This window comes from Clostridium sp. TJA020, from assembly GCF_058310295.1.
Genome location: NZ_JBZEFC010000001.1, coordinates 117740 through 137281, shown reverse-complemented (window position 1 = coordinate 137281; position 19542 = coordinate 117740). Strand labels below are relative to the sequence as shown.

Below are 19542 nucleotides of genomic sequence, written 5' to 3'. Positions count from 1 at the left end.
TAGTTTTTTACCTCCTAGACTCTTACCGCTTGAACATTTACTGTAATTGATGAAACTTTTAATCCAGTAAAGTTTTCTACATTATAACGTACTTTTTGAATTATGTTATTTGCTATAACAGAAATTTTTGTTCCATATTCAACCATTACAAATAATTCAATATCTAATTTATCATCATCATTAACATTTATCTTAACGCCTTTATTAAAATGCTCTATTCCAATTAACTCCCAAAGACCTTCTGTAGCATTCTTTGAAACCATTCCAACTACACCGTAGCATTCCATTGTTGATAGTCCAACAATTTTTGCTAACACTTCTTCTGAGTAATGAACCTTACCATTTTCTCTTGAAAATCCTACCATTACGATTCCTCCTTACACATATCATACATATATTTTATATTAGAAATCTTTAATATTCAAGATTTATATAATAATCTTCCAAAATATTATATATTTTTTTGAAATATACTATTGCAAAATACCTATTTGTTATGGTACAATGAATTCTGTCCTATTGAAGAGAATTATATCTTCACTTAACAAGGAGGTGTTTTCAAGTGGCAAGAAGATGCGAAATTTGTAATAAAGGCGTTGTTTCAGGTGTACAATACAGCCATTCACATCGTCAATCAAAGAGAACTTGGGCTCCTAACATAAAGAAAGTAAAGGCTTTAGTTAACGGAACTCCAAAGAAAGTTCATGTTTGTACAAGATGTCTTAGATCTGGTAAGGTTGAAAGAGCAATATAGTTCAAATAAAAAAAATGCACTGCACTAGCAATGCATTTTTTTTATGTCTAAATTTATGTATCTTTTTTCTTTCTCCTAAAAAATCTTATTATATTTGAGATACATTTAGGTAATTTAATAGCTACTATTTTCATAAATCCTCCAATTAAATTATTAAAACCAATACTACTATTTATATTATATGCAAATAGTTAATATTGGTTCTAATTTTATTTAATCTTTAGAATATAAAACTAATACAATTCCTGAATCAAAAGATATCTCAATATCTCCTTCTAAAAATTCATTACAAATTGCTCTAGGTTCTAATGTTTTCATATTATAATTTTTTAATTTATATTTTCCACCTGTTATATTAAAATTTTTAACTTCATCACACAAAGCATGAAATGAAATAACTTTTCCTTCTTCTCTTTTTATAACAGTACTTTTATTTACAGCAAAAATTTTATTGTTTTCATCAACAATCTCTAATTTTATATTATCATTTAGTGCATTAATCATAAGACCTATATTACCAAGTGTATGATCAAGCCTTGTACCAGTTGCCCCAAACATAATCATTTCATCTACATTGAATATATCTTTTGCTTTGTTATAGGCTAAATGAGTATCTGTATAATCCTTTTCCGGGTTAAACTTTTCTATAAGTACATTTCTATTTTTAAAATATTGAATTGCAGCTTTATCTATAGAATCAAAATCCCCTAAAATCATATTAGGTATTATTTCGTATTTTTTAAGTATATTACACCCTTTATCTACTCCTATTATAATGTCACTTTCCTTTATATATGAATTTAACAATTCATAAGAAGGTTCATTCCCTCCAGTAACTATTATCGCTCTCATTTCTTAAGCATTCCTCTTTAATTCACTTATATTTTTCATAACTTCACCATTTTTATAAACAGCAGAACCTGCAACAGCTACATCAACCCCAGCTTCTCTAGCAGCTTTTATATTATCTACGCATATACCACCATCTATTTCTATTATTAAATCTTTATTATATTTCTTTCTCATTTCATCTACTTCTTTAACTTTTTCTAAAGAATAATCAATGAAACTTTGTCCTCCAAAACCTGGATTAACACTCATAATTAAAACCATATCTAATTTTGATATTAAATCTTTTATCATAATTGTTGGAGTTCCAGGATTTAATACTACCCCTGCTTTAACTCCTTTTGATTTTATATATTGAATTGCTCTATCTATATGTTTTTCTGCTTCATAATGAATAGTTATTATATCTGCTCCAGCATCTATAAAATCATCTATGTATCTTGATGGTGTTTCTACCATTAAATGAACATCAAATACCTTATTAGTTCTATTTCTAATAGCCTTAACTATTGGTGCTCCAAGTGTAATATTTGGTACAAAAGCTCCATCCATTACATCTATATGTATGTAATCTGCCCCTCCTTTATCTAATAATTCAACCTCTTCTCCTAACTTTGAAAAATCTGCTGATAAAATTGACGGTGCTATTTTTATCATCTTAATATCTCCTCCCATTTATTATTTCTTCTAATGTTCTTATATAAAATTCATATCTATATTTATTTATTTCCCCATTTTCTACAGCATCTTTTACTGCACATCCTGGTTCTTTATAATGAAGACATCCTCTATATTTACAACTATTATTAAACTTCTCAAAATCAGGAAAACAATATCTTAATTCCTCTTTATTTATAAAGTTTACATCTAAAGTAGAAAAACCTGGAGTATCAACTATATATCCATCTGAAACCTCAATAAGTTCACTATGTCTAGTTGTATGTTTACCTCTTCCTATTTTTTCACTTACTTCACCAGTTTCCATATGTTCTTTATCTGTAAGAGTATTTATAAGTGTTGATTTCCCAGCTCCAGAAGGCCCACAAAGAACAGTAACATTATTGCTTAATCTTTCTTTTAAATCTTCTACACCTATACCTCTTTTAGCATTTATAAATAAAACTTCATAACCTATAGAGTTAATCCTTTTCTTTAAATTTTCTTTTTCTTCTTCATTTACTAAATCAATTTTATTTAATGCAACTATTACTTTTATATTATTACTTTCACATAAAACTAAAAATCTATTTAATAAATCAAAATTTAAATCAGGGTTTTTTACAGCAAATACAACGAAAGCTTGTGTTACGTTTGCAACTGTTGGCCTTATAAGCTCTGAAGTTCTTTCATCTATATCTTCTATAGTACCTTTTCCATTTTCTATTTTTATTTTAACATTATCTCCAACCATAGGTTTAAGTGACTTATGTCTAAATTTTCCTCTTGCTTTACATTCTATTATTCCTTCATCTGTTTTTACATAATAGAATCCACCTATACCTTTAATTATTTTTCCTTTCATGTTACCTCCAAATTTTTTCTTCTCTCTTATTAATATAAACACTTTTTATTATTTTTTGCAAGAATATTTATATTAAACTTAAAGAGCAAAGTGAATTCATACACCTTGCTCTTTAAATTTATTTTTTATTTTGTTTTTCCTGTTTATCATTATCTTCTTTTTCAGGTTTTTGTACTTCTTTTTTTGTTGTTACAGTAATATTACTTCCTTTTGTTGCATTATTAGGAGTCCAAGAAACTACATTTCCTTCTGCTCCATCTCCTGCAAGCGATACATTAAATCCTTTTGCTTCAAGTGCAGCTTTAGCTTCTGAACCTTTCATTCCATTTGATATAATATCGCCTACATTTATTTTTTCTTCCTCTTTTTTTGTTGTTATAGTGATATTACTTCCTTTTGTTGCATTATTAGGAGTCCAAGAAACTACATTTCCTTCTGCTCCATCTCCTGCAAGCGATACATTGAATCCTTTTGCTTCAAGTGCAGCTTTAGCTTCTGAACCTTTCATTCCATTTGATATAATATCGCCTACATTTATCTTTTCTTCTTTATATTTTCCAATTGATAATATAATTGTACTTCCTTTATTTACTGAAGTTCCTGCTTTCAAACTTTGACCAATAACTTTTCCATCCAATGATTTGTCTGTTGTATCTTTAGTTTCTACATTTACATTAAATCCTGATAGTTTATTTCTAGCATCACTTTCTGACAATCCATTTACATTTGGTACTTGAACAGTTTCAACCCTTTTACCTTCACTAACAGTTAATGTAACTGATACTTCTTTTGTTATTTCTTCCCCTTGTTCAGGTGTTTGAGAAATAACATTTCCTTTTGCTATTGAATCACTATAATCTTTATTTATTATAATATTTTTAATTCCAAGACTTTCAAGTTTTGCTTTAGCATCACTTAAACTATCTTCAACTAAATTAGGCATAGTAATTTTTTCCACACTACTTACTTCAACCTCTACTGTTGAACCTTCATTTATTTTTTCTCCTGCCTTTGGATTAGAACTAACTATTGTGCCTTCTTTTTCATCACTTTTTACAGTTTTTATTTTTAAATTTATTTTTAAACTATTAGCTTTCTCTTGAGCTTCTTTTATATTCATTCCAACAAAATTAGGTACTACAACTTCTTTAGCCTTATTACCGGATATCATAAAATATCCTCCAACACCTAAAAGTGCTAATACTAATACAGAAACAATTCCAATTATTATTCCTTTTTTACTTGATGTTTTATTTTTAGATTTAGCTTTTTCTTCTTTATTTTCTGCTTCATCTGCATCATTATAATAATTGTCGTCATCATCATAATATTCAGCATCTTCGTCATCATCATAATATTCAGCATCTAAATCTTCAGGATCTTCAATAACCGGTTCCTTTACAGGAGACATAATTATTGTATGTTCTACTGTTTGATCATTTTCATTTGATATGTCTTCCCCTATTTTAATATCAGGATTTTGCTTTATTTTTTCAAGATCTGAGATTAATTCTTTTATATCTTGATATCTTTTGCTTGCATCCTTTTCCATACATTTTAAAACAACCTTATTAAGACTTTCTGGAATTTTAGGATTTAATTCTTTTGGCGGAACTGGATCTTCTTGAATATGCTTTAAAGCTATTGTTACAGGTGAATCTCCTTCAAAAGGAAGTTTTCCTGTTAGCATTTCATACATAACTACTCCAAGTGAATATATATCTGTTTTATTATCAATAAATCCACCTTTTGCTTGTTCTGGTGAAAAGTAATGAGCGGATCCAAGTATAGTACTTGTATTTGTAAGTGTTGCAGAATCAGCTATCTTTGCAATTCCAAAATCAGTTACCTTAACTAATCCATCACTTGTAACTAATATATTTTGTGGTTTAATATCTCTGTGTATTATACCATTTTTATGTGCACACTCTAAAGCTTTAGCAATTTGAATAGCAATAGTTAAAGCTGTTTCACAACTTATCATTCCAAATTCTTCTACAACTTCTTTTAAAGTTTTTCCATCCACATATTCCATAACTATATAGTTTATATCATCTTGTGTTCCTACATCTAATACATTAACTATATTATTATGAGATAATTTAGCAATTGCAGTTGCTTCTCTTTTAAACTTACTTACTATTTCATTATTATCTGAATACTCACTTTTTAATATTTTTACAGCAACATATCTATTTAGCTTATTACATCTAGCTTTATAGACAAGAGCCATACCACCTTCTCCTACTTTTTCAAGGAGTTCATATCTATCGCCTAATACTTCACCATTCATACGCTCTCTCCTCCAAATAACATAACTGTAATATTATCTCTCCCACCATTTTTGTTAGCTTCATTTACTAACTCATAACAAGCAAGTTCATTATCATCTTCTTTTTGTATAATTTCAGTTATTCTTTCTATTGGTACTTCATTTGTAAGTCCATCTGAGCACATTAAATATTTATCATATTCATCAATATCAAACTTAAAAATATCAACTTCAACATCTTCATGAGTTCCAACCGCTCTAGTTATTATATTTTTATTCGGATGATTAATTGCTTCTTCTTCTGATATACTACCAGAATCTATAAGTTGTTGTACTAAAGAGTGATCTTTTGTTAATTTAAATAAACCACTACTATTAATTCCAAAACATGAACTATCTCCAACATTAGCTATAACTATTTTACCATCATATAATAAACAAGCTGTTATAGTTGTTCCCATTCCACTAAGTTTAAGATTACTAACTGAATATTCATATATTTTTTTATTTACATTTTCTATTGCATCTTCAAGAACACACTCACCAAGTGAATTTATATTATTTTTTACAAATTCTATAACATTAGATACTGCCATTTCACTAGCAACCTCACCAGCATTGTGTCCACCCATTCCATCAGCAACTATATATATACCATATGAATCACACTCAAAATGACCTACACTATCTTCATTAAATTTTCTTTTTATTCCAACATCACTTTTATATCCTACCATATTAACTCCCCCTTAATTTTGGGATTCTAAATAACTTCTTCTTAACTGACCACAAGCTGCATCAATATCGCTTCCCATTTCTCTTCTAACTGTAGCTTCTATACCTCTATCTTTAAGAATATTTGCAAAATTTTCTACTGCTTTGTTTGATGATCTTTTAAAGGAATTTTCCTTTACTTCATTTACTGGTATTAAGTTTACATGACACAAAATTCCTCTTAACAATTGTGCTAATGCTTTTGCATCTTCTGCTCCATCATTTACTCCTTTAACTAAGGCATATTCAAAAGTTACTCTTCTGTTTGTTTTATCAATATAATATTTACAAGCATCTAGAATTTCTTTTATTGTATATTTATTAGCTATCGGCATTATTTCTTTTCTTTTTTCATCATTAAATGCATGTAATGAAATTGCAAGAGTTATAGTCATTCCTTCATCAGCTAATTCATATATTTTAGGAACTATTCCACATGTTGATAAAGTTATATGTCTTTGACCTATATTAAATCCATCTTCTGAATTTACTTCTTTTAAAAATTTTATTACATTATCATAATTGTCAAGTGGCTCTCCACTTCCCATTAAAACAATGTTTGATATTCTTTCACCTAAAAGTTTTTGTGCCACCATAATCTCAGCAAGTATCTCTCCAGATGTTAAATTTCTAACTCTTCCATCTATTGTAGAAGCACAAAACTTACATCCCATTCTGCATCCTACCTGAGTTGAAATACAGATTGTATTTCCATGCTTATACTTCATAATAACACATTCTATTAAATTCCCATCCTTAAGAGCTAATAATATTTTCATAGTGCTTTTATCTGAAGACTCTTGAGCTCTTACTACTTTAGGAATTAATATTTCAAATTTTTCATTAAGCTTTTCTTTTAATGTTTTTGGAATATTTCTCATGTCATCAAAATTCCACACATCTTTATAAATCCAAGAAAATACTTGTTTTGCTCTAAAAGCACTTTCACCATTTTCTTTAAGCCAATTTGAAAATTCCTTTGGTGTAAAATCTAATAAATTTTCCATAATTAATTCTCCTATTAACTTTTCTTAAGCTTAGCCATAAAGAATCCATCCATATATTCATTTGGAATAATTGTTACCATTCCATTAGTATATTTTATATTTTCACCATTTCCTACAAATATATTTTCTAATGTACAGTCTTTATGTTTATTTAAAAACCATTCAATATTTTCTTCATTTTCAGCTTTATTTAGAGTACATGTTGAGTACACTAAAGTTCCACCATTTTTAAGATATTGCCAAGCATTTTCCATAATATCTCTTTGAATTCTTACTATTTCTTTTAATTCATTACGATTTTTATTCCATTTAATTTCAGGTTTTCTTTTTATTATACCAAGTCCTGAACAAGGAACATCTATAAGAATTTTGTCTCCAACACCTATAAGATTAACATTTAATTCTGTAGCATCCATTTCTTCTAATTTAACATTATTTATACCAAGTCTTTTACAATTTTCCTCTATTAAACCTAACTTGTTTTTATGTAAATCAAAAGCTAATACTTCTCCTGTATTTTCAAGAAGTTCTGCAATATGAGTAGTTTTTCCACCAGGTGCACTACAAAGGTCTAGTACTATATTACCACTATTTAAATCTAAAAGTGGGGCAACTAACATTGCACTTTCATCTTGAACTGTTATTTTTCCTTCATTAAAAAGCTTATTGCCTTCAATATTTTTTCCACCTTTTATAGAAATAGCCTCAGGGCAAATGTATCCTTCTTCTATATTATATCCGTTTTCTTCTAGTTCTTCAAACACACTATCATAATCTGATTTTAAAGAATTTACTCTAACAGTTACTTTTGGTGTAAAGTTTAGTGAATCAAGTATTTTTATTGCATCTTTTTCTCCATATTGCTTAATAAAAAGTCTTATAAGCCATGGTTCAAAAGAATATTTATATTCTAATTCAGTTATTTTATTGTTGAATTTTAATCCTGATTCACCTTTTTTACCATAAGTTCTTAAAACACCATTTACAAGTTTTCCCCATCTATCTGATATTTTTTTTGCTTGTTCTACAGCTTCATTACATGCTGCATAACTTGGAACTTTATCTAAATACTTTAATTGATATATTGCTATTCTTAATATGTTTAAGACTCTTTTATCCATTATACTTATATCTTTAACAAAAGTAGATATAAGCATATCTAGTGAATTTTTTCTTCTTATTGTTCCGTATACAATTTCTGTTACCAAACCTTTATCTTTATCATTTAAATCTGAATTATTTAATTCACTTGATAATACTAAATTTGAATAAGCACCTTCATTTAATACTCTATCTAGTATTTTTAAAGCTATGCTTCTACTGTTCATAAAATACCTCTTCTCTAAGTTTTTATTGATCTCTATTGCTTATAGCAATTAATCTTAATAATTGAGCTATGGCCATAAGAGCTGAAGCAATGTATGTCATAGCTGCTGCTCCTAAAACTTTTTTCGCTCCATTTACCTCATCCCCATAAAGTATTCCTCTATTGCTTAATACATTTATCGCTCTATTAGATGCATTAAATTCTACTGGTAATGTAATCAATTGAAATATTACTACAGCAGAAAACAATACAATTCCTAAATTAACAAAAGTATGATTTCCCATAAGTAAACCTACAACGAATAATATCCAAGAAATACTTGAGCTAAAATTTACAACAGGAACTATTGAATTTCTTAATATAAGAGGTTTATATCCTTCTTTATCCTGTATAGCGTGACCAACTTCATGTGCTGCTATTCCAGCTGAAGCAATTGAAGTTCCACTATAAACATCAGGTGATAACCTTAAAACTTTACTACTTGGATCATAATGATCTCCAAGATTTGCATTAACAACCTCTATATTTACATAAGATAATCCCGCTTCATTTAGCATCATTCTCGCAACCTGCTCACCTGTATATCCATTCATAGTTCTTACCTTTTTGTACTTATTGTAAGTTGAGCTAATTTTACTTTGTGCCCATATACTAACCAAAAGTGCTGGTACTAATATAAGCATAGTTCTATCAAAATAAAATGGATAATACATATTTATACCTCCTATTTTCCTAATATAATCCCATCTTTAACATCATGACCATTTATATATTGCTCTACCATTAAAGGCTTTGAATTTGGGAATTGAACCTTTTTAATTAAAAGAACACCATCCCCTGTTGAAATTTCTATTCCCTTTTTAGAAACATTTATTATTCTTCCATTTTCCAAAGTACTATTTTTATTTAAAACTTCACTTTCAAATATTTTCATAGTACTTCCTTCATATAAAGTATGTGCAATAGGCCAAGGATTTAACCCTCTAATCATATTATGAATTTCTAATGCACTTTTATTCCAGTCTATTTGAGCTAATTTTTTATTTAACATTTTTGCATAGAAAGTTTCATCTGATTGTTTTTCAGGCTTTATAGTGTTATTAAGTATTCCTTCTATTGTCTCTATTAAAAGATTTCCACCTCTATCCTTTAATATGTCATAAAGTTCTCCTGCTGTCATATTATCTGTAATTTCAACTTCATCTTTTAAAAGCATATCACCAGTGTCTAATCCTACATCCATAAGCATAGTTGTATTTCCTGAAACTTTTTCTCCCATCATAATAGCCCAGTTTATAGGTGCAGCTCCTCTATACATCGGAAGTATTGATCCATGTAAATTAATGCATCCGTATTTTGGTATGTCTAATACTTCTTTTGTAAGAATTTGACCAAATGCTACAACTATTATAAAATCCGGCTCCATATCTTTAAGCTCTTGAATCATTTCTTTTTCATCCTTAAGCTTCTCAGGTTGATAAATTTTTATATTATGTTTTAATGCTTCTTCTTTAACAGGTGAAAACGCTAATTTTTTTCCTCTTCCTTTTGGTCTATCTGGTTGAGTAAATACAGCACAAACCCCATATTTGTTTATTAAAGCTTTTAAAGATGGAACAGCAAAATCTGGTGTTCCCATAAATACTATCTTCAAAACTATTCCTCCTTTTTTATTTTTCTTATTTAACTTTATCTATAAATAAAATACCATCTAAGTGATCATTTTCATGTAAAACAGCTCTTGCAAGTAATTCCTCTGCCTCTAATATAAATTCTTCACCTTTTTCATTTAAAGCTTTAACTTTAACAAAGTTTGGTCTATCCACTTCTTCTGATACACCTGGAACACTTAAACAACCTTCTTCGCCAACTTGGCTTCCACTTGTTTCTAATATTTCTGGATTTATAAATACTCTTGGTCCTTCTCCGTCGTATACATCTATAACAAATAATCTCTTAAGTATTCCAACTTGAGGTGCTGCAAGTCCTACTCCATCAGCTTCATACATAGTATCTATCATGTCTTCAATTAAAGTTAAAGTTCTATTATCTATCTTTTCTACAACTTTACTTTTCTTTCTTAATACATCATCACCATTTTTTCTTATATTTCTAATTGCCATAAAAAATTCCTCCTAGTTTATAAAAAATTGTTTGGATTAATATCAATATTTATTCTTATTTCATTATATACACTCTTATTCATTTCATAAAGTATGTCTCTAATTTTTTTAGAATAATCATCTGAAAATTTACCTTTTATCATAACTTGCCATCTAAATTTATCTTTTATTTTTGATACTATACATTTTGTAGGCCCTAAAATAGTTACATTATCCTCTGATAAACTTCTAATTTTTTTAGTTATATCCTTCATAAAACATTCTAGAGATTTTTCATCTTTAGATATACCTCTTATTAAAATTATTTTTTCAAAAGGAGGATACCCCATTTGTTGTCTTAAACTAATCTCATCTTTAAACATTCCAATATAATCATTGTTAATTGCATAATTTAAACTTGGATTTCCAGGATCATACGTTTGAATAATTACTTTACCTTTTTTGTCTCCTCTACCAGCTCTACCTGCTACTTGAGTTATAATTTGAAAAGTTTTTTCTGATGATCTATAATCTGGTATATTTAAAGACATATCAGCTGCTAAAATCCCTACTACTGTTACATCTTTAAAATCTAAGCCTTTTCCAATCATTTGTGTCCCAATTAAAATATCTGCTTCTTTATTTTTAAAAGAATTATATATTTTTTCATGAGACCCTTTATTTCTTGTTGTATCTTTATCCATTCTTAATACTTTAGCATCTTTAAAATATTTTTTTACTTCGCTTTCTACCTTTTCAGTTCCAGCACCAAAAAACTTTACATACTTGCTCTTGCATTTTGGACACACATGAATTTGCTTTTCTGTTTTACCACAATAGTGACATATTAAATATCCATTTTTATGATACGTCATAGATATGTCACATTTATGACATTTAAAAACATAACCACAACTTCTACAAGAAACAAATGTTGAAAATCCCCTTCTATTTAAAAATAAAATTATTTGCTCTTTTCTTTCTAAAGCTTCTTTTATTTCTTTGTATAACTTTCTTGAAAACATAGATAAATTTTTTACTCTAAGTTCTTCCCTCATATCAACCATTTCTATATCTGGAAGGGGTTTATTATCTATTCTATTATTTAATGTTACAAGTTCAATCTTTGAAACCATAGCATCTGCAAAACTTTCAACTGATGGTGTTGCAGAACCTAGAACATACTTACAATCTTTTGTAAAACTTAAAAATTCAACAACATCTTTAGTATTATATTTAGGATTATAATCTGATTTATAAGTGCCTTCATGTTCTTCATCAACTATTATCATTCCAAGATTATTAACAGGCAAAAACACTGCACTTCTAGCTCCAACTACAAGTCTACACTTTCCTGTTTTTACTCTATACCATTCATCAAATCTTTCTCCATCAGAAAGTTTACTGTGAAATAAAGCAACATCTTCCCCAAAACGCCCCTTAAATCTTTCTATCATCTGAGGTGTAAGAGCTATTTCTGGAACAAGCACTATAGCACCTTTTCCTTCATTTAAAGTATGTTCAACTAACTTCATATATACTTCTGTTTTTCCTGAGCCTGTTACCCCTTTTAAAAGAAAGCCTTTATTGTTAGAATTTTTAATTTTGGATATAGCTTCAATTTGTTCAGCTGTTAAATTTTTAATATCATTATCTTTATAAATTCTTCTATTATACCTATATACAACCTGTTCCTCTAAGGATAAAAATCCTTTTTCAATAGCTTTATTTATAGTATATATAGAGAATTTTAAATTTTTACTAAGTTCTGATTTTGTATAAATACAATCATTTTCCTTTATAAAATTTATAAGATTTAAATAATTTTCTTTTTTTTTGAAATTATCATCTAATTCATTATTAAATTTTATAACATTTTTCTTCTTCTTTTTAATTCCTTTTATAATTCCTTTTGGAATTAATAATCTTATTGCATCTATGTATTTACACAATGTTTTACTTCTTAAAAACTCTATCATTAATAGATCTTCTCTTGTTAATATAGGCTCATCATCGCATATTTTGCTAATTTCTTTTACTTTATATTTATCATTAAACTCTGTAGAAAGAGCAATTACAAATCCTTCTATAAGTTTATTAGATACTCCAAACGGAACCTTTACTCTATGACCGATGCTAATTAAATCATTAAAATCTTTTTTTACTTTATACGTAAATGGCTTATCTATTTCTACAGCTTCACTATTTACAATTACTTCGGCATATAGTTCCATTTATAAAATCCACCCTTTCTTAAAATTTGTCAATATAGCAGAAGAAAGCGCAATTTAGCGCTTTCTACAAATAGCATCAAATAAATTACTTGCAACATCTCTTTTACTCATTGTATCTAATTCTAAAACAGAACCTTCTTTTGATATTACAAATACTTTATTATTATCACTACCAAATCCAGTCTCTGCTTGTGTAATATCATTAGCTACAATATAGTCTAGATTTTTTCTCTTTAATTTACCTTTTGCATTATCTATCAAATTACTGCTTTCAGCTGCAAAACCAACTAAAATTTGTTTATCTTTTTTATCGCCAAGTTCCTTTAATATATCATTATCTCTTACAAGTTCAATGTTTAAATTTCCTTCGCCTTTTTTTATTTTTTCAAAACTATATTCTTTTGGCTTATAATCTGCAACAGCAGCTGATTTTACAACTATATCAGAATCATCAAAGTTACTCATAACAGCTTCTCTCATTTGAGAATTTGTTTCTACTTCTATAACATTAATGCCATGTGGTCTTTCAATTCCTTTAGCTCCTGTAACAAGTGTAACAACCGCACCTCTATCTCTTGCTTCTTCTGCTATTGCATAACCCATTTTCCCTGTTGACTTATTAGTTATAAATCTTACAGGATCTATGTTAGCTCTAGTAGGGCCTGCTGTTACTAATACCTTCTTATCTTGCAAATCCTTTACCGGATGTAATTCTGTAAGAACATTTTTAAAAATAACATCAGGTTTTGGAAGTTTTCCTTTTCCAACATCTCCACAAGCAAGTCTTCCTGAATCTGGCTCAATAAACTCATATCCTAAACTTTTAAGCTTTTTAATATTTGATTGAACTATAGGATTTTCATACATATTTGTATTCATTGCAGGTGCAAATATAACCTTAGCTTTAGTTGCCATTATAGTTGTAGAAAGCATATCATCTGCTATACCATTTGCAACTTTACCTATTATATTAGCTGTAGCTGGAGCAATAAGCATAACATCAGCTTTTTGTGCTAAACTTATATGTTGAATTTCCCATGCTTTTGGTTCTGCAAACATATCAGTTATAACCATATTTTGACTTATTGATTGAAAAGTGAGAGGTGTTACAAACTTAGTTGCTGACTCTGTCATAACAACTCTTACTTCAATTCCTTTTTTTCGAAGCGAACTTACAACATCTAATGCTTTGTAAACTGCTATTCCTCCGCATACTCCTAATACAACACATTTATCCTTATACATCTAATTACTTTCCTTCTGAAGCTTCGTAAGTTACTTTTCCTTCGTTCACTTCATTTATAGCTATTGTTAAAGGTTTTTGTGAATCTATTTCTACTAGTGGATTACTTCCAGCTATTATTTGTCTAGCTCTCTTTGAAGTTACTATAACTAGTGAATATCTATCCTCTACCTTATTTAATAAGTCTACTATTGATGGATTAATCATAGAGTTGTTCATGTATAATACCCTCCTTAGAATCTAATATCTTATTTTTCATTCTATCTACTCTACATTTTTCTGCAGTTATTATTGCTTCTATTTTTGATACTGCTGTATCAACTTCATCATTTACTACAGCATAATTATATTTTGAAATATAATTTATTTCTTTATACGCTGATTTAAATCTTCTCATTAATGATTCAGGTGTTTCACTGCCTCTTTTTATTATTCTTTGTTTTAATTCCTCCATTGATGGTGGTAATATGAATATAAAAATTCCTTCTTCACAGTTTTCTTTTACTTTAAGAGCTCCTTGTATATCTATTTCTAGAATTACATCTCTACCTTCATCTATCATTTTTTGAACACTTGATTTTGGTGTTCCATAATAATTTCCATAAACTTCAGCATGTTCTAAGAAATCTCCTTCTTCAACCTTTTGAAGAAAATCTTCTTTTTTTAAGAAGAAATAGTTAACTCCTTCTACTTCGCCATTTCTAGGTTCTCTTGTAGTTGCAGAAACTGATAAATATATTTCTTTATGCTTTTCTAATAAAGCTTTGCAAATTGTTCCTTTACCAGCTCCAGAAGGACCTGATATTACTAATAATACACCTTTTTTGCTCATTATTCATCTACCTCATCTTCATGATCATCCTTATTTGATAATCTATGAGCTACTGTTTCAGGTTGAACAGCTGATAAAATAACATGATCACTATCTGTAATAATTACAGCTCTTGTTCTTCTTCCATAAGTTGCGTCAATAAGCATTCCTCTATCTCTAGCTTCCTGGATTATTCTTTTTATTGGTGCAGACTCTGGACTTACAATAGCAACTAATCTATTAGCTGATACTATATTTCCAAAACCAATATTAATTAATTTTATACCCATGTACTTCCTCCTAATTATTCTATATTTTGCACTTGTTCTCTAATTTTTTCAATTAGATTTTTTATATCAATGACTATATTTGTCATTTTCATATCATTTGATTTTGAAGCAATTGTATTTGCCTCTCTATTCATTTCTTGAACTATAAAATCTAGCTTTCTTCCTATTGGTTCATCTAATTCTAATGTATTTCTCATTTGTTCTATATGACTTCTAAGTCTTATAATTTCTTCATCAACTGTAGCTTTATCTGCAAAAATAGCAATTTCTACAGCTATTCTATTTTTATCTATTTCAACTCCTGAAGTCAATTCTTTTATTCTTTCTTCTAATCTTGACTTATATTCAATTGGAATTAAATCTGCAATTTTTTCTATAGAATCAACAAAGTTTTCTATAACAAGAAGCTTATCTAATATATCCTCTTTTAATTTTTCCCCTTCTCTTATTCTCATATCAACCATTTTATCTAATGATGATTCAATAAGAGATTTTATTTCATTAAATATTTCTTCAATATTTTCTTCTTTTTCAACTATTGAAATAACGTCAGGAAATCTAGCTATTTTTGTAGTAGTTATATCATTTACTATTCCTAATTCATCTGAAAGTTTTTGTAAACATTCAAAGTAACTTTTAGCAAGTGCTTCGTTAAGTTCTGCAACAGAATCACCTTTGTGAAAATTTTTAATATTTATATAAACATCAACTTTCCCCCTATTTAATCTTCCGCTTATAATTTTACGAATTCTTTCTTCAAGTGGAAACATTGACTTTGGCATTCTTATGTTCATATCTAAATATCTATGATTTACACTTTTCATTTCTATTGAAAATATTCTCTCTAATCCTTCTTCGCTTCTTGATCTTCCGAAGCTTGTCATACTCTTAACCATTTCTAAGCCTCCTCATTACTAATAATATTTCAATTAGCATAAATACATATTATTTTAGTATAATATTAAAGTCAATACTTTGTTTACAAAATATTAACAATTATATTTTTTATAATTCTTTTCAACAAAAAGGCTGATAGCAAAATACTATCAGCCTAAAATTTAAAATATTATTTTAAATTTATAAAAAGAATAATTTAAATAAGAATATAACAGCTAAAGCAATCATTACAATTGATACTTTTTTCTTATTCTTTTTATCTTTTATAAAAAATACATTATATAAAACATTTATAAATACGTAAGATAATACTCCTAAAGTTAATCCATCACCTATGCTATAAGTTAATGGCATAGCTATAATTGTTATAAATGCAGGAAACCCTTCTGTAATTTCTTCGAATTCAATATTTTTGCATGCTCCAAGCATTAAATAACCAACATACATTAATGCAGGTGCTGTTGCACAAGAAGGTATCGCTATAAATATAGGTGAAAAAAACATAGAAACTAAAAATAATAATCCTGTTGTTACAGATGTCCACCCTGTTCTTCCTCCTGCTAAAACACCAGTAGAACTCTCAACAAAAGTTGTAACTGTTGATACTCCCATAACTGCACCAGCAGTTGTTCCTATAGCATCAACCATAAGTGCTTTTCCCGCATTAGGAATATTTCCTTTTTCATCAAGCATTCCAGCTCTTGATGATACACCAACCAATGTACCTATAGTATCAAAAAAATCTACAAATAAGAACGTACAAACTATAGTTATAAAAGTCCCTATATTATTCGGATTCATAATATATCCAAAATCCAATTTACCAGCAATAGGTGCTATACTTTCAAATTTTATTAATCCATTAGGAAGAAATATCCCAAGACTTGCAGCATATTCTCTATTAAATAAAGCATACCCCCAAGCAATAATTGTTGATATTAATATACCATATAATATGGATCCTTTAACACCTTTTTTATCTAATATAGCTATTACTGTAACTCCAATTAATGCAATTAATACTGTTGGATTATTAAAATCTCCTAAAGCTAAAAAAGTATCTTTATTAGCTACTACAATATTGCTACCTGTAAGTCCTATAAAGGCTATAAATAAACCTATACCAGCAGTAACTGCATACTTCATATTCATAGGTATGGCATTCACTACAGCTTCACGAATCTTAAAAAGTGACATTAAAATAAATATTATACCTTCTACAAAAACTGCCGTTAATGCAATTTCCCATGATATCCCTTTACCAATAACAACAGAAAATGCAAAATATGCATTAAGTCCCATACCTGATGCTAAAGCAAATGGAAGATTTGCAAAAACTCCCATGAGTATAGTTGAAAAAGCTGCTGCTAAACAAGTAGCTGTTACAAGTGCACCTTGATCCATACCTGTTGCACTTAAAATATTAGGATTAACAGCTATTATATAAGCCATAGTTAAAAATGTTGTAAATCCAGCTATAATTTCTCTCTTAAAGTCAACATTTTTGTTCTCTAAGATTTCAAAAAACTTTTTCTCTTTTTTCAATTTTATCCCCCCACAAATAAAAAAAACTGTTATGATTTTTAATAAAGATACCTCATAACAGTTTTATTTTAATTATTAATTAAAATAAATTCCCCATAGATAGATATTTAAGGTATCTTGTAGAAACGATGAACCATATTTTCATCATATATGAGTTAATATTTACAATATGAATTTTACCTATTTTAACGAACATAGTCAATAGTTTTTAATTGTAAAATTCATATATTTTCGAACTATTTTTTTATAAATTTAATTAATAATCGTTAATAACTTTTTTAAATTTGCTCGTGCTCATATAAGCCTTGTTCAAATAAATTCCTTATTTCATCTTGATTTTTATCAGAGTTTATAGCTACTAATAATTTTATTCTAGCTTTTTGTCCTGGCATATTATCTCCAAATATTACCCCTAAATTCATAAGATGCTTTCCACCACCTTCATATCCATAGCTTTCAAAAACTCTACCTTCAAAACATCTAGACACAAGAACAACAGGGATATTACTTTCTATAGCTCTCTTAACTCCATCAACCATTTCTGGAGGTATATTTCCTCTTCCCATACCTTCTATAACTATTCCTTTAAAACCTTTTTCTATTGCAAAATCTAAATAAGAAGAATCCATTCCTGCAACACATTTTATAAGCGCCACATCCTTGTCCATTTTTTTGGGATTTAATTTTTCTCCCTTCTTACCCTTTCTATAAAAAATTACTTTATTATTATCTACAATTCCAACAGGTCCAAAATTAGGAGTTCTAAAAGCATTTAAAGCCATAGAGTTTGCTTTTGTAACCTCTCTAGCATCATTTAATTCACCATTAAAACATACAATTACTCCTCTTCCTATAGATTCTTCAGCTGTAGCTGTACATATTGAAGTAGCTAAATTAAATGGTCCATCATAACCAAGTTCTGAACTGCTTCTCATAGCCCCAGTAACTACTACAGGCTTCTTAGTTTTAACTACTAAATCTAAAAAATATGCAGTTTCTTCTAATGTATCAGTTCCATGAGTTATAACTACACCTGCAATATCTTCTCTATCTACTAACTCCTGAACAAAATGTGATAATTCAAGCATAAGTTTCGGAGTTACATGAGGAGATGGTAAAGAAGAAAAATTATAATTTATAACTTCAGCATAACCTTCTATACCCGTTACCATAGACATAATCTCTTCTCCGCTAAGACTTGGCACTGCTGCCTTTATTCTATCATCAACTTTCATTGAAATTGTTCCACCATTAAAAATAACAGCTACTTTTTTCATAGTAATACCTCCAACTTTCTTTTGTAATAAAAAGAACTTTTGGATTAAACCAAAAGTTTTAATAAGTTTTTGGTAGGTCGGCATTTATCCTACATCTCTGTTTACTAAATAAAATTAGCGCATGAGGAGCCTTTTCTCACCTCAAAAACTTTATCAATATTATTATACATATTTATTTAAATATTTTTCAAGTAGGTATTACTATTTAATTTATACTGCAACTTTAAGCTTTCCACTATATATTTTATTTCTCATTTTACTTTTTGTTACAGGATACATGCTAGAAACATAAATATAATTATTATCTAAATCTACTTCCAATATAAGCATAATATAAGCATCTATTTTTTTTACTAATTCTAAAGCTCCCGATTCTTTTCTTTTCTTATTCATTCCAATAAAATCTGGATTGCTTATTATTCTTTCAATAATTATCGTTAAATTATCTTTTATATTTCTAGTAAGTTGCTTTCCGTGTTTCTTTTTTATGTGTTTTAATACACCTGGTGAAGCATAGACATTTCCATAAAACTCAAACCCTATGCCTTGTGCAATTTCTTTCTTTATAGAGCCAACCTTTTTATAAGTTTTATATTTTTCAATCATGTTACCTCACCATGCCTTTTTATTATATTAAA

General features: G+C 28.4%; 21 protein-coding genes and 1 riboswitch. Of the genes, 1 reads left to right on the top strand and 20 read right to left on the bottom strand.

Annotated features, from left to right (window positions below; genetic code table 11):
• Positions 1 to 14 precede the first annotated feature (14 nt).
• Positions 15 to 365, bottom strand: coding sequence for an Asp23/Gls24 family envelope stress response protein (locus AC4FQ1_RS00705; protein ID WP_024614611.1), 351 nt, complete (start codon positions 363 to 365; stop codon positions 15 to 17).
• A gap of 197 nt (positions 366 to 562) precedes the next feature.
• Here AC4FQ1_RS00705 and rpmB point away from each other — a divergent pair, with 197 nt between their 5' ends.
• Positions 563 to 754 (top strand): 50S ribosomal protein L28, encoded by a 192-nt coding sequence (gene rpmB, locus AC4FQ1_RS00700; protein ID WP_024614610.1) that lies wholly within the window; start codon positions 563 to 565, stop codon positions 752 to 754.
• A gap of 213 nt (positions 755 to 967) precedes the next feature.
• On the opposite strand, the gene AC4FQ1_RS00695 is transcribed toward rpmB, so the two are convergent.
• The 19 genes from AC4FQ1_RS00695 to AC4FQ1_RS00605 form a co-directional block, all read right to left on the bottom strand.
• Entirely contained in the window at positions 968 to 1606 is a 639-nt protein-coding gene (locus tag AC4FQ1_RS00695) for a thiamine diphosphokinase (protein ID WP_303127026.1), read from the bottom strand.
• 3 nt (positions 1607 to 1609) lie between these two features.
• The gene (rpe, locus tag AC4FQ1_RS00690) at positions 1610 to 2260 is read right to left on the bottom strand and encodes a ribulose-phosphate 3-epimerase (protein WP_303127024.1); all 651 of its coding nucleotides are present in this window, start codon (positions 2258 to 2260) and stop codon (positions 1610 to 1612) included.
• 1 nt (position 2261) lies between these two features.
• Positions 2262 to 3125, bottom strand: coding sequence for a ribosome small subunit-dependent GTPase A (gene rsgA / locus AC4FQ1_RS00685; protein ID WP_303127022.1), 864 nt, complete (start codon positions 3123 to 3125; stop codon positions 2262 to 2264).
• Positions 3126 to 3243: 118 nt separating this feature from the next.
• On the bottom strand, positions 3244 to 5418 hold the full coding sequence (gene pknB, locus AC4FQ1_RS00680; RefSeq protein WP_491168644.1) for a Stk1 family PASTA domain-containing Ser/Thr kinase: 2175 nt from the start codon (positions 5416 to 5418) through the stop codon (positions 3244 to 3246).
• Entirely contained in the window at positions 5415 to 6134 is a 720-nt protein-coding gene (locus AC4FQ1_RS00675; RefSeq protein WP_491168643.1) for a Stp1/IreP family PP2C-type Ser/Thr phosphatase, read from the bottom strand. Before AC4FQ1_RS00675 ends, pknB begins: the two co-directional genes overlap by 4 nt.
• Positions 6135 to 6146: 12 nt before the next feature.
• Positions 6147 to 7178, bottom strand: a complete 1032-nt coding sequence (gene rlmN, locus AC4FQ1_RS00670; RefSeq protein WP_491147216.1) for a dual-specificity RNA methyltransferase RlmN — start codon at positions 7176 to 7178, stop codon at positions 6147 to 6149.
• A 14-nt stretch (positions 7179 to 7192) separates the two neighbouring features.
• Positions 7193 to 8506 carry a 16S rRNA (cytosine(967)-C(5))-methyltransferase RsmB gene (rsmB, locus tag AC4FQ1_RS00665; RefSeq protein ID WP_491168642.1) on the bottom strand — a complete coding sequence of 438 codons (1314 nt, stop codon included), beginning with the start codon at positions 8504 to 8506 and terminating at the stop codon, positions 7193 to 7195.
• A 22-nt stretch (positions 8507 to 8528) separates the two neighbouring features.
• Positions 8529 to 9218 (bottom strand): zinc metallopeptidase, encoded by a 690-nt coding sequence (locus tag AC4FQ1_RS00660; RefSeq protein ID WP_303127012.1) that lies wholly within the window; start codon positions 9216 to 9218, stop codon positions 8529 to 8531.
• 11 nt (positions 9219 to 9229) lie between these two features.
• Positions 9230 to 10159, bottom strand: coding sequence for a methionyl-tRNA formyltransferase (gene fmt / locus AC4FQ1_RS00655; RefSeq protein WP_491168641.1), 930 nt, complete (start codon positions 10157 to 10159; stop codon positions 9230 to 9232).
• Between the two features lie 25 nt (positions 10160 to 10184).
• Positions 10185 to 10628 carry a peptide deformylase gene (def, locus tag AC4FQ1_RS00650; protein WP_303127008.1) on the bottom strand — a complete coding sequence of 148 codons (444 nt, stop codon included), beginning with the start codon at positions 10626 to 10628 and terminating at the stop codon, positions 10185 to 10187.
• 17 nt (positions 10629 to 10645) lie between these two features.
• Positions 10646 to 12841 carry a primosomal protein N' gene (priA, locus tag AC4FQ1_RS00645; RefSeq protein WP_491168640.1) on the bottom strand — a complete coding sequence of 732 codons (2196 nt, stop codon included), beginning with the start codon at positions 12839 to 12841 and terminating at the stop codon, positions 10646 to 10648.
• 54 nt (positions 12842 to 12895) lie between these two features.
• The gene (coaBC, locus tag AC4FQ1_RS00640; protein WP_491168639.1) at positions 12896 to 14086 is read right to left on the bottom strand and encodes a bifunctional phosphopantothenoylcysteine decarboxylase/phosphopantothenate--cysteine ligase CoaBC; all 1191 of its coding nucleotides are present in this window, start codon (positions 14084 to 14086) and stop codon (positions 12896 to 12898) included.
• Between the two features lie 4 nt (positions 14087 to 14090).
• Positions 14091 to 14303, bottom strand: a complete 213-nt coding sequence (gene rpoZ, locus AC4FQ1_RS00635) for a DNA-directed RNA polymerase subunit omega (RefSeq protein WP_303127002.1) — start codon at positions 14301 to 14303, stop codon at positions 14091 to 14093.
• Entirely contained in the window at positions 14284 to 14916 is a 633-nt protein-coding gene (gmk, locus tag AC4FQ1_RS00630) for a guanylate kinase (RefSeq protein WP_303127000.1), read from the bottom strand. The genes rpoZ and gmk overlap by 20 nt, the downstream gene beginning before the upstream one ends.
• A complete protein-coding gene (gene remA, locus AC4FQ1_RS00625) occupies positions 14916 to 15185 on the bottom strand; it encodes an extracellular matrix/biofilm regulator RemA (protein WP_039316141.1) in 270 nt (89 codons plus the stop codon). Before remA ends, gmk begins: the two co-directional genes overlap by 1 nt.
• Before the next feature lie 14 nt (positions 15186 to 15199).
• Complete coding sequence (locus tag AC4FQ1_RS00620; RefSeq protein ID WP_303126994.1) at positions 15200 to 16081, bottom strand: YicC/YloC family endoribonuclease; 882 nt, start codon at positions 16079 to 16081, stop codon at positions 15200 to 15202.
• A gap of 181 nt (positions 16082 to 16262) precedes the next feature.
• A complete protein-coding gene (locus tag AC4FQ1_RS00615) occupies positions 16263 to 17627 on the bottom strand; it encodes an NCS2 family permease (protein ID WP_303126992.1) in 1365 nt (454 codons plus the stop codon).
• 76 nt (positions 17628 to 17703) lie between these two features.
• Positions 17704 to 17801: riboswitch (purine riboswitch) on the bottom strand.
• Positions 17802 to 17905: 104 nt separating this feature from the next.
• A complete protein-coding gene (locus AC4FQ1_RS00610) occupies positions 17906 to 18904 on the bottom strand; it encodes an asparaginase (protein WP_491168638.1) in 999 nt (332 codons plus the stop codon).
• Between the two features lie 210 nt (positions 18905 to 19114).
• Positions 19115 to 19510, bottom strand: a complete 396-nt coding sequence (locus tag AC4FQ1_RS00605; protein WP_303126988.1) for a PBECR3 domain-containing polyvalent protein — start codon at positions 19508 to 19510, stop codon at positions 19115 to 19117.
• Between the last annotated feature and the right edge of the window lie 32 nt (positions 19511 to 19542).

What these genes read in the sequence shown, in the direction of transcription:
- AC4FQ1_RS00610 (WP_491168638.1), bottom strand. Translation starts at nt 18,904, where the DNA reads ATGAAAAAAGTAGCTGTTATTTTTAATGGTGGAACAATTTCAATGAAA.
- def (WP_303127008.1), bottom strand. Translation starts at nt 10,628, where the DNA reads ATGGCAATTAGAAATATAAGAAAAAATGGTGATGATGTATTAAGAAAG.
- AC4FQ1_RS00620 (WP_303126994.1), bottom strand. Translation starts at nt 16,081, where the DNA reads ATGGTTAAGAGTATGACAAGCTTCGGAAGATCAAGAAGCGAAGAAGGA.
- AC4FQ1_RS00605 (WP_303126988.1), bottom strand. Translation starts at nt 19,510, where the DNA reads ATGATTGAAAAATATAAAACTTATAAAAAGGTTGGCTCTATAAAGAAA.
- pknB (WP_491168644.1), bottom strand. Translation starts at nt 5,418, where the DNA reads ATGAATGGTGAAGTATTAGGCGATAGATATGAACTCCTTGAAAAAGTA.
- rpoZ (WP_303127002.1), bottom strand. Translation starts at nt 14,303, where the DNA reads ATGAACAACTCTATGATTAATCCATCAATAGTAGACTTATTAAATAAG.
- AC4FQ1_RS00660 (WP_303127012.1), bottom strand. Translation starts at nt 9,218, where the DNA reads ATGTATTATCCATTTTATTTTGATAGAACTATGCTTATATTAGTACCA.
- gmk (WP_303127000.1), bottom strand. Translation starts at nt 14,916, where the DNA reads ATGAGCAAAAAAGGTGTATTATTAGTAATATCAGGTCCTTCTGGAGCT.
- coaBC (WP_491168639.1), bottom strand. Translation starts at nt 14,086, where the DNA reads ATGTATAAGGATAAATGTGTTGTATTAGGAGTATGCGGAGGAATAGCA.
- rsgA (WP_303127022.1), bottom strand. Translation starts at nt 3,125, where the DNA reads ATGAAAGGAAAAATAATTAAAGGTATAGGTGGATTCTATTATGTAAAA.
- AC4FQ1_RS00705 (WP_024614611.1), bottom strand. Translation starts at nt 365, where the DNA reads ATGGTAGGATTTTCAAGAGAAAATGGTAAGGTTCATTACTCAGAAGAA.
- AC4FQ1_RS00695 (WP_303127026.1), bottom strand. Translation starts at nt 1,606, where the DNA reads ATGAGAGCGATAATAGTTACTGGAGGGAATGAACCTTCTTATGAATTG.
- rsmB (WP_491168642.1), bottom strand. Translation starts at nt 8,506, where the DNA reads ATGAACAGTAGAAGCATAGCTTTAAAAATACTAGATAGAGTATTAAAT.
- rlmN (WP_491147216.1), bottom strand. Translation starts at nt 7,178, where the DNA reads ATGGAAAATTTATTAGATTTTACACCAAAGGAATTTTCAAATTGGCTT.
- remA (WP_039316141.1), bottom strand. Translation starts at nt 15,185, where the DNA reads ATGGGTATAAAATTAATTAATATTGGTTTTGGAAATATAGTATCAGCT.
- rpe (WP_303127024.1), bottom strand. Translation starts at nt 2,260, where the DNA reads ATGATAAAAATAGCACCGTCAATTTTATCAGCAGATTTTTCAAAGTTA.
- AC4FQ1_RS00675 (WP_491168643.1), bottom strand. Translation starts at nt 6,134, where the DNA reads ATGGTAGGATATAAAAGTGATGTTGGAATAAAAAGAAAATTTAATGAA.
- priA (WP_491168640.1), bottom strand. Translation starts at nt 12,841, where the DNA reads ATGGAACTATATGCCGAAGTAATTGTAAATAGTGAAGCTGTAGAAATA.